This window comes from Pseudogemmobacter faecipullorum (assembly GCF_020539525.1).
Classification (GTDB): Bacteria; Pseudomonadota; Alphaproteobacteria; order Rhodobacterales; family Rhodobacteraceae; genus Pseudogemmobacter; species Pseudogemmobacter faecipullorum.
Genome location: NZ_JACDXX010000015.1, coordinates 1 through 13,784, shown reverse-complemented (window position 1 = coordinate 13,784; position 13,784 = coordinate 1). Strand labels below are relative to the sequence as shown.

Here is a 13,784-nt window from a genome sequence, read left to right as displayed (position 1 = left end):
GCTGATCCGCCGTTAAATGTGTTTCTGTTTGCCATTTACTGCCAGAGCTCCGGTGCTTCATCTACTGCGGTGATCGTCGCCTCAAAATTCGGGCGAGGGGTTACGCCAAAGACCATCAGGCGCAGGGTTTCTTTTCCAATTGCTCCGACTGCGACGAGATCGCCTATCCCGATATCATCCGGATCGATTGGAGGGGAAAACTCGACAGAGGATCCGCTGCCGCCACTGGCTGGATGAACGGCCACGGATCCCCCATGCCGAATGGCGACTCCGCTGCGCCGGCCGAGCAGCGCAAGATTCGGCTCTTCCGCCAGATTTGGCACCTGATCAAGGAATGGGTATTCGGCAACTTCAACGGGCGTATCGAGCTGGATTTCAACAATATCTCCAGCTGAATTTGTGATGATCGCGACAATTCGACCAGCGCCTGACCATTCGGTCAGCATGTCATGCTGAACCGCGATCAGGTCTCCCCGGCGGCACAGGATGGACTCCGCCGCGGCTTCCCAGCTGTAGAATGTGCTGCGGAGCTGTGCCTGATTTTGATCGTATTCAGCGCGCTTGATCGCATCCGCCTCATGCACGATTCCCTCCAGCGTGATCTGCTCCATGCGACCGCTATCGTCAGATGACCCTGGCCGAAAAACGCTGATCTGGTGTGCGTCATAATCTCGGCTTGCATCCCGGAAATTGACCCTGAACCCCTCCGGCACCCGAGCGAAAGCTTTGGTGTATTGGAAGTTTCTCATATTCCGCGGGGTAAACAGCTGTACTGGCGCCTCAGATGATCTGTCCCGGTCCACAGATACGGACCAGATATCGCTCATGATCGGCTTTGCGTAACCGCAAGAGGCAACAATCCTCGCTGCATCATCTATGCTTTGGTCCTCGATCAGGGCATTGCAGGTATATCCTTTGGAGATGCAATGCAGGCGCCATTGAGCCAAAGCCTGATCGTCAATAAGGTCTTGCGGAACAGCGTCGAGGTTTTCCGATCCTGCCCAGATATCGCGCAAGTGCGGAGCCGGATTATCTGTAACCTTCCAGTCATTCCAGCCAGTCCCGTCCCAGTCTCTGACCCACCCCCCCGCGACGCAGGAAGCACGGTCAACAGCCCGGTTGCGAGCCCTTACGGCGATCACTGCCAAATCACGAGAGGGCAGCGGCGGCTCATTCCAGATGGAAACCGACCGAAGAATATAGAGGGTATCGAGAACCTGATCCCGGCTCATCACGATAATGCCTGGCGTGCCTTGCCAACCCCAGAAATTCCAGACGGTGCCGGAACAGGTATATGCTGCGGGAGAGTAATTCGCAGCGAGGAATGACGCGCCGCGCTGAGCCTCGATCTCATACCGGCCACGCGGGAAAACTGCCTCATCCAGCAGGATTGTTGCCGTATATCGGTCAAGCTCGACATGCTGAACGCCAGTGGCCTCCAGATTTGCCGCGTCCATATAATCTGGCCCAGATGTTCCGAAATATGGATCAGCTGCGAAGGCCTGAGAAGCCGGCGCAACGGCCTGCCCTGGCGCGGCCTTTCTGGCCTCAACCCAGCCCTCGCTTCCGGATGCGCTCGGCGTTGCCGCGGCGTCTTTGGTCCAGACAAGCCTGATCGTGGCCCGCAGTTGGCGCAGCGTTGCGCCTTGGAAATGAAGCTCTGGCAGGCTCACCCATGAGCCGCCAATGGCGCGCAGCCGCAGGCGCAGGGGCACCCGCAGCAGCGCAGTCTCGCTGCCGTTCCGGTGAAGGCCCTGCGAGAATATCACCTGCAGCTGATGCTCATCCGGCGCATCTCGCGTGGCCACAATCTGCACCTGAGGGGCCGCGGTCGCCGTGTCTCCGGTCACGGTGGAAATGGTCCTGCCATCCTCATCGCTCACAATGTGGCCTCTCAGCTCGGCCTGCAGGGGTTCCGTCCTCGACTGCCTGCGAATGAGACCAATCGGTATCTCTCCGGGCCAGCCCTCGCGCACCTCAAAGTCAATATCGGGGACCCCGGAAACCGAGGCCGCGCCGAGCCGGATATCCCGGATCCTATGGGGACCAGCCAGGATGTAGGCTGCCTCCACAACCTCGTCAGGTCCGCTGAAATATGTGAAGGGTTCGGCGGCAAGCGGAGGATAAACCTTGCGCTCACCGACGACGCGCGGGATCGGGCCGTTTGGTTCCAGAAGGTTCCCATCTGCAGATGCGGCCCCAGGATTTTGAACTGCCCTCCCCTTCGCTGTTTCAATGCTTGGCGGAGGCACCAGTGCAGAGATCAACAGCGATCCGGCCAGAGAGACGCCGGCGGCGAGAGCCAGAGATGCGACGGTCGCGCCGCCGGCCACAGAGGCGCCAGTAAGGCCGCCCAAAAGCGTGCCCCCCGCGATCCCGCCAGAAACGACAGTCAGCGCAATTGAGGCGATAGTGGCAAAAATATTCTTTCCGTCTCCTCCGCCGCCCTGAGCCGGGAGATGAAAAGTTATCTCAGTCACTGCCTGCGGCTTAGGCCGGAGCATCCCCCAGAGGTCACGCGGCACGGGGTGGCCGTTAATGCAGATCACGCCATATTCGTCAAACTCGTCCGGCAACGAGGGCATGCGCGACCGCATGACTTGCAGCGTCTCGCCCTCAGGAAGCCGCACCACTTGCGGCGAGAAGCTGAAGGTGTCCCGATATACCGCAAGGATCATTGTGCAAGTCTCCTAAAACCGCAGATCCGTCCTGCAACACTGAAATGATTGATCGGTACAATCGCGGTTGCCGCGGCATCCTCGACGTGTATCATTTTGAAAGGGTCAACCATGGCGCCGACATGGACAACGCGCCGGCCGCCACGCCCAGACCGCATCAGGACAACCGCCAGAGGCTCCGGGCCGCATTCCTGCCAGCCGTCACGATCCTTCCCGGCCTCCATCTCTCTAGCGATGCGCGCCAGATCCTTTGCGCTGATCTCGCCATAGCAGGGCAGATCGACCCCAAGCTGATCAGCATAGATCCTACGCAAAAGCCCCCAGCAGTCATACGCATCCGGTCCGCGCCCGCCGTCTCTGAAAGGGATGCCGATATATTGCGCCCACCACATCACCGGAAGAGCCCCGGGGTTCTGCTTTGAGTGGCCCTCTTCCCCGGCCATGGCTCTTGCGTGAAATCTCTCAGCATGAGCGTGCCGGTGACCTCGATTGGCGTAACCGTCACATCGACCAAATCGAAGTGACGGAACCCATAGAGCACAGCCGACCCGCCGGGCTTTTCTTCGCGCGGCGTCATGTAGAGATCGAAGTCGGCTGAAGATCTCGCCTCCAGCTGAACCGTTGCCCGATCTGTGATCGTGCGCAGTGTTTCGCCTATCCGGCGATCCACATTCTGAAGCCGGATCTGCGTTTGCGGTGCCCGGTCCTCATCCGTGAGAAGCTGAAAGTCGAAGGGGCAACCGATGAAGTGATTGCCGCCAACGATATAGTCTATCGGATCGCTCACCACCCGGATCGGCTCGATCAGGTTCCGGTGGCGGATGGTGAGGAAACCCAGCAGCGCATTGGGGCTGCTCTCGGCCAGAAGATCCTCGCGGGCCGCTGGCGTGATATTGCGGGTCATGGCAGACCTCCGCCCCAAGCCTGCCTGATCCGGGCCTCTTCGACCGGAGTGAAGGCACCCTGTCGAAGCAGCGCCCGGGAAAGACGGGCGGTCAGCAAAGCGTCTGACGGATTGGTGACGCTATCGACGGTCAGCGCCCCGAGGTAATTGACGAAAGCCCGGCCATACTCGCCCAGGGGCAGCATCACGGGCAGCGCTCCGCTGGCAAGATGCCAAACGTCCGGAACGCCGGGTTCGGTTATTTCATTTGCGGAAGTAACCAGCTGTGCGGGGGAGACTTCTGATGAGAATTCAAATTGAGGTAGGGCCAGTCGAACAACCGCGTCGACTGGCGTGCCAACTGCGGTTCCGAAAAACCTCCACACCATGCTGAAAGAATCCGCGCCGCCGCCCAACTCCGATCTGCAAACGTATCGTTCGGCTTCGGGCGTGCCCAAAACGACCTCTGTGTCTACATACCGGACAAACGCCGCCCCCAAATGTTGCCCGGTTGAGACTGTGGCCCTGGCGATTCCAGCCCCAGTAGGCACTTTGATGTACCCTGATGAAACAGAGGGCCTTCCTAGCGTTGCAGAAAACCTTTGGACTGTGGACACCGTACAGAAAGAAGTTGTTACGGGATCCCCGGAGATCCGGAAGTCAATGTAGGGGAGGCCATTTTGTTCACCCCTCCCGACAAAAGTCAGTACTGTTCCGCCCGCCCGGCTGAAATTGAAGCCCCCGAACTGTGGGGGCATATTTTCCCCGGGGGAGATAGCAGCCGAAAAAGTGTTCAGGTTGAGCAAGTTGCGTCGCCCGCCCTTCGGCCACTTGATCAGGATCGGGCGGCTGGCCGTGACAGTCTGGATAGCGTCGACAGTGCCGGTCCTGCGCCGCACTCGGCCCACTCCGCCGCCGGGCAGAAGCGCGGGAACAAGCCCTGCCGCATCGGCGAACAGGCGGCGATTTGCCGGATTGAAATCCTCGATCAGGATGCCAGCGCGACCACCAGAGAAAAGGCTGGTCATGAGGTCATGAGGCTGCGACATGATCGAGAAAGACAGGTTGACCCGGCGGCGATCTGATCCAGCCGCTATCATTCCAGATTTCGTCACCCGGTATGGCGGATCAGCCTTGACGATCTTCCACGCGCCAGGCTGCCGCGTAATCGGATGAGGGAAAACGAAAGGCCTGGTCCCGAATGCCAGATCTTTGACATACCAGTCCTGGAAGGCAGAGAACTGGTCAAGACTCAACGGCGCGAGATCCACCGAATACACCTCCGGTGCCCATGTCGATGTCGGGCGCTCGATAGGGTTCAGCCTGCTGTCAGTCTCAAAGCTCAGCCGGTTATCACGCAGCCCGCCTTGCGGGGACATGGGCATGATGCAGGACGGAACGCCCGCGGGCCATTCGATAGGGTTTGCCACTATCTCACCACCTTTTGCGACGGGACGCCGTACCTTGCCCTCATGGGGGCATTAAAGGCGCCGCGCGCCATTTCATCCTTGACGATCATTGTCACCACCTCGCGCCCATTCGGGCCGCTCTCAGTCGTGGTTTCGATGGGCGGAGACCCGGCGCTGCGCTGGTCGATAACATTGATCGATGTGCTTGCCCCTGCCCGGCCAGCGCGTGCCACAGAGGGGATTGACGGGGTGCCCACATAGCCGCCCCCCGCATACCCCTTGATACCGCGCCGGAGGGCGTCAAACGCGGCCGGGCCGCCACCCTTGCGCACCGTATCGGCATCCATGACATACTCGCCCTTATGCACCACGCCTGCGGGCTGGTACTTGCCGCCAGGGCCAGTATAGCCGCCAGATGCATAGCCGAGGGGCACAATGCCATTGGCCCCAAAGACATTTGGGAGAAGCCGGGAAAGCTGCATCTTCAGCGCCAGCATGCCCAGCTCTTTAGCCAGATCCTTCAGCGCCCCCTGCGGATCGGTAAAGGCCCTCTCAAAGGCCGCGCTCAGGCTGTCAGCGACAGACTGCCCGATAGCCTCCAGGCGCTCCAGCTTGGCATTTGCCTCTTCATTGGCCCGGGCAGATTTTTCCCACTCCCCGGCCAGCTCAGCAACCTTAGCGGCCAGCTCCGGCGTTACCTTCACCCCCTTGTTCTGCAGCTCCTGCAGAAGCTCCGCCTCTTTTCTGGCCTTCTCAACCGAGAAGCCATATCCGCGGGCCGCCCCGGTCAGCTTTTCAAGCGCTTCCGTCTCTGCGTTCATCGCAGCGATCTCTTTCAAAACCCTGTCGTCAAAACGTTCGACAGGGCCTCCGCCGCCCTTGCTTCCGCTCTTTTTACCGCTGTCCCGTGCGGCGATATTCTCGCGCGCCAGAGCCTCGGCCTGCGCCTTAATCAGCTGCGGCCGCTCTTTCAGGATGCGATTGGTTTCATCCTCGATATCGCGAGCATCCTTGGAAAGCGCGTTCCTGCGGCGAGCCTCTGCAAGGTATGCTTCATTCTCTCTGGCCAAAGCCCTTTCCGGAGCGTCCTCTGCATGACGCCGGGAACTGGGGTCATCTATTTCCGCATCAGACAGGCTCAGGAGAATGGTGCCAAGGTTCTGCGCCTGGCCGATTAGGCTGGAAAGCTCTGCCGAAAGAGGCGTGAGGGCATTCACCAAGCCAGAGAAGTTAGGATTGAGGGTGGCAAGCTTTGCAATTTCCTGCCGAAGATCCTCCGAGTTTGCCTTCCCCTCTTGGAATTCTTCCCGCGCCTTAATCAGCTTTTCGATCAGCTCATCACTGATCCCGTTCACCATATAAAGAGACTCAAATCGAGAAATAACCGCCAAAATTTCAGCATCTAGCTCCCTAATGCGCTTTTCTGCTGCCGAAAGACCTTCGGTTGCGGCAAGTTCATCTGTCGCAAGCATCTTCTTTCTGGCGTTCTTGATCCTGCCTGCAGAGGCCTCGACCTTGCCGGCAGCCTCTTCAGCTGACAGGCCCAGATCCTCTAAAAACTTGGCCAGCCCCTCGCTGGACTGGCCCGCTTCTTTGGTGGCAGATGAATAAAGCATCATCGCGGTTACTGCGGCACCACCCAAAAGAAGCCCGATAGGCCCTGCCGCCGCGGCCAAGCCACCAAAGGCCGCTGTCAGGCCTGAAATAGACGTTGCGGCCCGCGCTGCGGCGATAAAGACCCAGATCGCCTTGGATGCGATCCCGAGGCTCGCCACCATGCCGAGGATAGACCTTCCGACCAGAGCACCAGCGATGATCGCAGCGACCTTGACCGTCACATCAGCGATATTCTCGAAATTGTCCGCCAAAGCAGTCATGCCAGCGACAAGCCTTTGCGTAGCTGAAAGGCTGCTGTCAGTTTGACCAATGTATTGCGTGAATGCGTTGCTGACCCGGGTCAGGCCGTCCTGAATCGTGGCGTTTGTGGTCGAGTATGCAGCCTCGATCTTTGGTCCGGCCGCAAGGATCGCCTTGAATACCCCCTCCGAGGTGATCTGCCCTTCCTCTCCAAGCTTCTTCAGACCAGCGATGCTGACCTTGTAATAGTCGGCTATCGCCTGAGCGAGGATCGGGGCATTCTCTCGCACAGAGCGGAGTTCGTCACCCTGAAGTACGCCGGAACCCAGACCCTGCGAGAGCTGGAGAATACCTGCCGCCTGCTCCGAAGCTGCAGCCCCCCCGGCTTTGAAGGCCTTATTCACAATCTCAGTCGCCTTCGCGACTTCCATCTCAGATTGCGCCACCCCAGCGGTTGACCGCATAAGTTTGGCATAAAGGTCAACAGTTTCACTGATGCCGCTCCGGGTATCATCCGAGATCTTATTCAGATCCTCGAGGCTGCGGGCCTGCATCCCCGAGATCTTCGAGGCGGCATTCAGTTTGTTTTGAGCGACAGTCCAGGCGTCTGCATAGCGCGCAACTTCGCGGACTGAGAGCGCAGCACCGACAGCGGTAAGCGGAGCGATGAAAGAATTCGCAGCGCGCTGGCCGATCTGATCGAGGCTCTTATTCATTCGCCGCGCACGATTTTCGATCTCACGCGCCTGCTTATTCATAATCCCAGCAGCGCGCGTCATCGCGCGCTCGTAACCCTTGATATCAGCTGAAAACTGGACGACCAATTTCTCAAGATCAGTTGCCATGGAGAATTCCCTTGAAAAATCGCGCCCTGCTTCTCAGCGCTATTTTGCCGCTTAGCGCCTGCTATATGACCGCCCCAATTGGGTCTGACGTACATGGCAGTGTGATGATGGGAGGGGACCGGATCCTATATGGCACCCACCAAGGAGGCTGGTTTGCGAACATATCGGGGAAACCACCATATCCCCCAGAAACCAGGCTCACCCTGATCAAGGTCATTGAGGAAAAGTCCGGATGCTCGGTGATCCGGGAAACCCTAACCGGTGCGAACTATGCGGTTTTCGCAGCGGTTGATTGCTGACCCTTCAAATCGGTATCAATTCATCCGATCCATGACGCCCTGCCAGAGATCATCCCCATCCTGCTGCGTCAGTCCCGCCTGATCTCCGCTGCCATGCGTGGCATTCCAGCCTGACACGGCAGCGCCGAACTGCCAGAAGGAACAGGTCCCGACTTCCTCAGGGCTCAAGCCGATGGCAGCTCCGACCCCATAGATTTGCGCGAACCGGATTCTTCCTCGGGGGAGCGGTTCGCGCTGGTCTCGCTTTCCCCCTCCGGCTTTTCCGGCTCATCCTCCGGCACCCCCTGCAGCGCCGTTGCAATGATGGCAAAGGCAACAGGGATATTTTCGGTCAGCTGGCCATCACCGCAGTAGGCGCGCACCTTTTTCAAAGCCTGTACGGCATCCATGCCGCCGCCGATCAGACCCAGCCGGATCGTGTCGATGACGTAGGCTGGGGAGGCATCTTTAGGCGGCGTGATACCAGCCTGCCCTGACATCAGCGCCATCTGCAGTGCCCATTGGATATACCACGGCCCCGCATCGGTCTTTTCCTGCAGCTCAGCGAGCTGCGCGATCCCCAGGCGGAAGGAATAAGTCCCATCCGCCCAGTCCAGATCCAGTTTTGCGCTGCGACCCATCAGGCGCTCCGGGTGTGGGTGATTACACCATCCGATTGCATCGAAACCGACACGTTCACCCGCTCGCCGAGGGCGCCGGTAATCTCGAAGCTCTCGAGATGGAAAAAGCCCGTGTAAATGTCAGTTGCTCCATCGGGATATTCCAGCTCGACCTCGCATTCGATACTGTCGGACCCTGCGAGAGCGGCTTCCCAGACCGGCACGGCGGCCTTCGCAAGTACGCCATCACCACCGATCGAGGCCGTCATGCTCTGCACGTCCCGCTCAACCCAGGCGGCGGCGTCAGGGTCATCACAATCCGGCACGTTGACTTCGCCCAGCGTTTTGCTGCGGGTGAAGGATTTGGAAGTGAAGCCGCAGGGTGCGGCAAAGACCGGCGGCGTTGCCCCGTCAGACAAGCGAACGAAGAACTTACCGAACCGGACGGTTACGGGCTTAGCCATGCTCTGGCTCCATATTTTGAAAGCCTTGCCCAAGGGCGATCCGGGCGCCTGCAGTGCAGGATCTGCTCAGCCGCCAGCGGCGACGGTTTTGGCCGCTCTGTTCACAGCGGCGCTTATCTTCCGGCGAACGCTTTTTCGGTTCGCGCGCCAGGAGACGTAGAAGTATGGCTGGGCCTTCATTTTGGTGGTGCCGAACTCAACCCACCGGGCATAGAAGGCGTCAGCTGATCCCTGTGATTTATCGCGAGATCCGGCATAGATCGTAATGGTCAGGTCGCCCCCGACGCCCGCGCCACGCAGTGTGGCAATCACCATTGATCCGCGAGGTGGCTGGCCCCATGTCCAGCCGATGCTATCCCGCAGCGCCCCGGCCTGCCGCCTGCGGTCGGGCTGCTGCAATACCGGGACGCGGCTCTTCATCATCGCCACGACCTGATCTGCGGCTTCGGCCATCTTCTGGCGGATCAGCTCTTTCGCCACTTTCGGCAGGCGCTTCAGCTTCTGCTCCAACTTCGCCAGCCCGATGATTGTCGTCCCGCGCGCCATCAGTCGCCTCCGGTTTGGTGGACTTCCGCGCGGCCCCCTTCTTGATGGCCGCAGACCCGCAACGCCGCGTGACCAGCAGGCGCATCCCGGGTGAGTAGCGGATCGACACACCCGGGCCCGGCCGCCAGCGGAAGGTTTGAATGAACTCGACCCACATCAGCCTTCCTCCTCGATCGAGGCCCGGACACTGACGATGCCATGAGAAATTTTCTCGTCCGGATCCCCAACAACCCGCTGGCTCTCAACCACGATGGCTGACAGCGCATAGGGGGCATTCAGTTCAAGATCAGCGCCATGCAGCGCTTTTTTCACCGCGCCGCAGATCATCTTGGCGGTGAGCTGAGAGCCGTCTTCTTTCGTCCAGATATCGAGCTGCTGCAGGCACTCGACGCCATCGATGCACTCGGCGCTGTCATCGAGCTCCTGCGCTGGCCCAAGGGTCAGATATGGATAGGTCGCCTCATCTGGCGCGTTATCCCAGATCCGCTGGCCGAGACTGGCCGTGACGCCAGCGCTGGCGCGAAGAGCGTCAATCAGCGCGATCTGAAGGGCGGCGGAAGCACTCATGCTGTTCTCGCATGTTCTGGATGAACGCACTTATTGGCCTCTGATCGAACCGAGCGCCCGGAAAGACTCAAGACCTTGAGGCAAAGGACAACAGATACTGTTTCCCCATCGGCAAGAACGTAACCGAGATATTTTCCTTGGCACCAGGCCGAGATATGTCCGCTGAAATGGGGCCGAAATTCAACTTCCGCGAATTCTACCTTGCTCATGCCGCCTTCCCTCCCTCGATCACAATGAAGATCCATTGCCGATCCGAGATCGCATCCACCTCGGTGATGTTGTAGCGGGTGCCCGGCAACGGATCCCCGGTTTCGCCAGCGGGCAAGCCACGACGCAAATCCCGCGCCCGATATGCCGGCGTGATCGAGCGGGCGGCGGAGCATTGCCGGATGCGCAGCTTGAACACGGCCCGGCCCTCGCCGCGCGAAGCTTCGACAACCTCAGTGCCGCGGCGATAGATGGTCTGAGCTCTGCACTGATGTGCCTGAACCCATCCTGGCTTCGTTACGCCGCCCGGCAGTTCGGCTGTGTCGGGGCGGTCAAAGGAAAACCGCTCATGAAGATCACCAGCGGTAGCCATCAGAACGCAAAGCTCCGATGCAGGGCCACCATGTCGCGAACGCCCAGCGGCACCGGGGCCAAGCCTTCACCTGAGGCCTCACGATTTGCATACCAATGCGCGACCATCATCCGCGCGGCCTGAACGAGCTTGGCCGGGACATTTCCAGCCCCGATCCCCGCAGTAAACTCCACTGTCGCCGAGGTGATAGATGTCACACCGTGAACGACCAGGCGCCCCTTGCAAATCTCATATTGCGAAGGATCGACGGTGATCGTCGCGCCAAGATCATCGACATAAGAAACACTTGAAAGTTCCGGGCGGGGGAAGCCGGTGAAACCTAGATTGAAGCGCGGGCCGGTCGCCTTGAACGGCGTGCGCAGAAGGATGGTCTGACAGACATCCTGCACATATTCGGCGGCCGCCAGAATATAGCCCTCGATCAAGGTATCATCATCATCGAAATCCGAAGCGCGACAATGAGCCTTGGCGTCATTCCGGCTCAGCACTTCGCCGACTGGTTCGCCCGCTTGTTCAATCAGCATCATGTAACCTCCGGATGGAGAAAGGGGCCACAACGGCCCCTCCCCAAAATGCGCAATCAGGGCGTCGGTTCGGTCAGATCGCCGTAAACGATACCCTCGGGGCGAAGGGTCTCCAGCTGGAGCCGCTCTTCCAGAAGGATCGTCACAAGGTTCTTGACGAAGTTGTCGCGATCCTCGGTCGACCGGCGCACCTCGATGCCTTTGCGCTGCCAGATCAACGTATTGCCGACGAAACCGCCCACGATAAACTTGCCCTGCGGCAAGCCTTTGGTGCGAACGACCGGCAAGCCCCATGCGGTGTTTCCCATAAAGGCGGGGTGCAGATAGCGGCCATCCTCATCCTTGGCCAGATCCAAAGCGGCGGCATCGAGGTGATTCATGATCACTGCCGAAGCCATCAGATCCGCGTCGGCAACCTGAGCGATGGCCACGCGAATGTCATCCATCGCGTTGACCGGGGTAACCCCCGGGACCAGCGTATTGTCATAGGCGGTGGAGTTTGCCAGAAGGCCGTCAATCCGGCCAGTTGTGCCAGGGCCGTTCAGCAGCTCGCCTTCCTCTTTCAGCTGGAGGCCATAGAGGCCGCGCTGATTGATATAAGCTTCCATGCCATCGACATCATCCAGCGTCTCTTCGGTCACCCGGAAGAAGTGCGCCATCTTCACCATGGGGGCGGCCTTCGGCTCAAACGTGAGTTCCGATTGCGGCTTTTGCGCACCCTCAGCCACCACGGCAGCGTTGTTGGTGAAGCCGGTTTCCTGAAGGTATTCGATCACGGCCGCCGAGGTCGCGGCGGTCGGGATGATGTCGCGCAGGAACAGCGCCTGCGTGACCGGCTGGATCAGGCCACGCGAGCCGCGACGCACACCACCGGGAAGCGTGATGGTGCCAAAGCTGCCGGTGGTGACATCCTTGACCTCAAAGCGCGCCTTGCGGTCATCCTTCAGGGTCTTGAATTCGTCGTGCTCGGCGATGATCCGACCCAGAGACTTGCCTTCCAGATCTGCGCCCTGATGTGAGAGCTTCAGGGTCAGATCGGCAACCTTGTCGCCCAGCGCGGCGAGATCCTTGCGGCTGTCTTCGATGCGGCCCTTGATGTCGGTCACATCCTCGCCGGAAGCCTTCTTCTCATCGAGAACGCGAAGCTGATCCGAGAGTGCAGTCTGGGCAGCCTTAACCTCGGTGAGAGTGCCGGTTGCGGCCTCAAGGGCCTGCTTAATTTCGAGGTCCATACTTATCTCCTGTGATGGACGGTCAGATTTTGAAGGCGTCTCTGATCGCCTTCGCGGTCTCCGAAGCGGACGCGTCACGCGGTCCATCGCCCAGAGCATCAGGCGCGCGGGAGGCAATTGCCTTGCGCAACCAGACCGGGAAGCCCGCGTCACGCAGGGCTTCTTCCACGGATTTTTTGAGGGGTGCGAAATCGCCAGATTTCGTCGCCAGGATGCTGGCGTCGACGCCCTTCACTGCTTCGACGCCAGCATTTGCCTGCATTGGGAAGGTCACGAGCGAGATTTCCCAAAGATCGACTTCTTTCAGGTGGCGCTCATTCCCGATCTGCTCAGCCTCGATAGTTCGGTAGCCGATCGATAGCCCTTTGATCGCACCCAGCTTAAGCAGCGAATGCGCCTCGCGCCCTTTGATCGTATTGAGGTCGAGCTTGCCCTCGACCCGCAGGCCTGTGGCGTCCTCTTTGGCGGAAACCCAGATCCCAATCGGACTGTCTGAACGGTGCTGCCATAGCATCGCAGGTGTGCGGCCGGAGGCCAGAGATTTGGCATAGGCCCCCGGGAGAACCACGTCACCGCCCTGGTCCACCGAGCCGAACCGCGAGGCGTAGCCGCTGAACGTGCCTTCTTCTGTGACGGTAGACTCATCGAGCCCCGCCAGCTTGAATTCCAGATCCATCGCTTTTGCCTCTACTTTGTCGACAGGGCGGTTTGCTTCGCCACTGGCAGCACATCGCCGCCCTCGATGGGGTTCTTGCCCATCCATTCAAGAATGCCGTTCGGGGTTTCCCAGGCCGCATTGTTGCCGAGGGCTTTGGCCGCGTAATCGGCGCGAGTGGCCAGATCCATGCGGTAGTATTGGGTTTCGTCGAAATCGACATACTGGCTCGGCTCAAGCAAAGAGAACCGGATCGCCTGCTCCCATCGCTTGACCCAAGGGCCAAGCGTGACCGTGACGTGATAGTCCATCGCATCCGAGATCCGGGTCAGAGACTGACCGGCGGCGTCGTGAGCCAGAAAGATCGGGTGGATGCCATAGGCGCGGGCAACCTCCTCGATCAGGAAGCGCCGGGTCTCCATAAGCTGCATCTCAGCCTGAGTGGCGATGATGCTGCGATACTGCGTGCCGCTGTCAAAGATCGGGGTGCCGGGCAGCTTGTCAATCAGAGCGTCTTTGGAGAGTGTCCTGTCTTTTGTGTATGAGTGATCCGGTCCATGCTTCATCGAAAGGAAGCATGCATGACGATCTCCAAGGAACTACTGGATGAGCTGCTGAAGGGCGTTGAGCGCCCCGAGGATTTTTT

The 13,784-nt window shown here is 59.6% G+C and carries 16 protein-coding genes; all 16 read right to left on the bottom strand.

From position 1 onward, the window contains the following. Positions 1–35: 35 nt before the first annotated feature. The gene (locus H0485_RS15170; RefSeq protein WP_226936797.1) at positions 36–2,678 is read right to left on the bottom strand and encodes a phage tail protein; all 2,643 of its coding nucleotides are present in this window, start codon (positions 2,676–2,678) and stop codon (positions 36–38) included. Then, the gene (locus tag H0485_RS15165) at positions 2,675–3,070 is read right to left on the bottom strand and encodes a C40 family peptidase (RefSeq protein WP_226936796.1); all 396 of its coding nucleotides are present in this window, start codon (positions 3,068–3,070) and stop codon (positions 2,675–2,677) included. The genes H0485_RS15170 and H0485_RS15165 overlap by 4 nt, the downstream gene beginning before the upstream one ends. After that, entirely contained in the window at positions 3,070–3,582 is a 513-nt protein-coding gene (locus H0485_RS15160; RefSeq protein ID WP_226936795.1) for a DUF1833 family protein, read from the bottom strand. The genes H0485_RS15165 and H0485_RS15160 overlap by 1 nt, the downstream gene beginning before the upstream one ends. Beyond that, positions 3,579–4,841, bottom strand: coding sequence for a hypothetical protein (locus H0485_RS15155; RefSeq protein WP_226936794.1), 1,263 nt, complete (start codon positions 4,839–4,841; stop codon positions 3,579–3,581). The genes H0485_RS15160 and H0485_RS15155 overlap by 4 nt, the downstream gene beginning before the upstream one ends. A 149-nt stretch (positions 4,842–4,990) precedes the next feature. Continuing rightward, positions 4,991–7,672 carry a tape measure protein gene (locus H0485_RS15150; RefSeq protein WP_226936793.1) on the bottom strand — a complete coding sequence of 894 codons (2,682 nt, stop codon included), beginning with the start codon at positions 7,670–7,672 and terminating at the stop codon, positions 4,991–4,993. Positions 7,673–7,986: 314 nt separating this feature from the next. Further along, positions 7,987–8,139, bottom strand: a complete 153-nt coding sequence (locus H0485_RS15145) for a hypothetical protein (RefSeq protein WP_226936792.1) — start codon at positions 8,137–8,139, stop codon at positions 7,987–7,989. Further along, positions 8,136–8,591, bottom strand: coding sequence for a gene transfer agent family protein (locus H0485_RS15140; protein WP_226936791.1), 456 nt, complete (start codon positions 8,589–8,591; stop codon positions 8,136–8,138). The genes H0485_RS15145 and H0485_RS15140 overlap by 4 nt, the downstream gene beginning before the upstream one ends. Then, positions 8,591–9,034, bottom strand: coding sequence for a phage tail tube protein (locus tag H0485_RS15135; protein ID WP_226936790.1), 444 nt, complete (start codon positions 9,032–9,034; stop codon positions 8,591–8,593). The genes H0485_RS15140 and H0485_RS15135 overlap by 1 nt, the downstream gene beginning before the upstream one ends. 66 nt (positions 9,035–9,100) lie before the next feature. Beyond that, on the bottom strand, positions 9,101–9,580 hold the full coding sequence (locus H0485_RS15130) for an HK97-gp10 family putative phage morphogenesis protein (protein WP_226936789.1): 480 nt from the start codon (positions 9,578–9,580) through the stop codon (positions 9,101–9,103). Positions 9,581–9,736: 156 nt separating this feature from the next. Then, positions 9,737–10,147, bottom strand: a complete 411-nt coding sequence (locus H0485_RS15125) for a DUF3168 domain-containing protein (protein ID WP_226936788.1) — start codon at positions 10,145–10,147, stop codon at positions 9,737–9,739. After that, positions 10,144–10,356, bottom strand: a complete 213-nt coding sequence (locus tag H0485_RS15120; protein WP_226936787.1) for a hypothetical protein — start codon at positions 10,354–10,356, stop codon at positions 10,144–10,146. Before H0485_RS15120 ends, H0485_RS15125 begins: the two co-directional genes overlap by 4 nt. Next, a complete protein-coding gene (locus H0485_RS15115) occupies positions 10,353–10,727 on the bottom strand; it encodes a phage head completion protein (protein WP_226936786.1) in 375 nt (124 codons plus the stop codon). Before H0485_RS15115 ends, H0485_RS15120 begins: the two co-directional genes overlap by 4 nt. Further along, positions 10,727–11,254: a head-tail connector protein gene (locus tag H0485_RS15110; protein WP_226936785.1), complete on the bottom strand. Its 528-nt coding sequence runs from the start codon at positions 11,252–11,254 to the stop codon at positions 10,727–10,729. The genes H0485_RS15115 and H0485_RS15110 overlap by 1 nt, the downstream gene beginning before the upstream one ends. A gap of 53 nt (positions 11,255–11,307) precedes the next feature. After that, positions 11,308–12,483, bottom strand: coding sequence for a phage major capsid protein (locus tag H0485_RS15105; RefSeq protein WP_226936784.1), 1,176 nt, complete (start codon positions 12,481–12,483; stop codon positions 11,308–11,310). Between the two features lie 22 nt (positions 12,484–12,505). Beyond that, on the bottom strand, positions 12,506–13,159 hold the full coding sequence (locus H0485_RS15100) for an HK97 family phage prohead protease (RefSeq protein WP_226936783.1): 654 nt from the start codon (positions 13,157–13,159) through the stop codon (positions 12,506–12,508). Between the two features lie 11 nt (positions 13,160–13,170). Continuing rightward, on the bottom strand, positions 13,171–13,704 hold the full coding sequence (locus H0485_RS15095) for a phage portal protein (protein WP_226936782.1): 534 nt from the start codon (positions 13,702–13,704) through the stop codon (positions 13,171–13,173). Between the last annotated feature and the right edge of the window lie 80 nt (positions 13,705–13,784).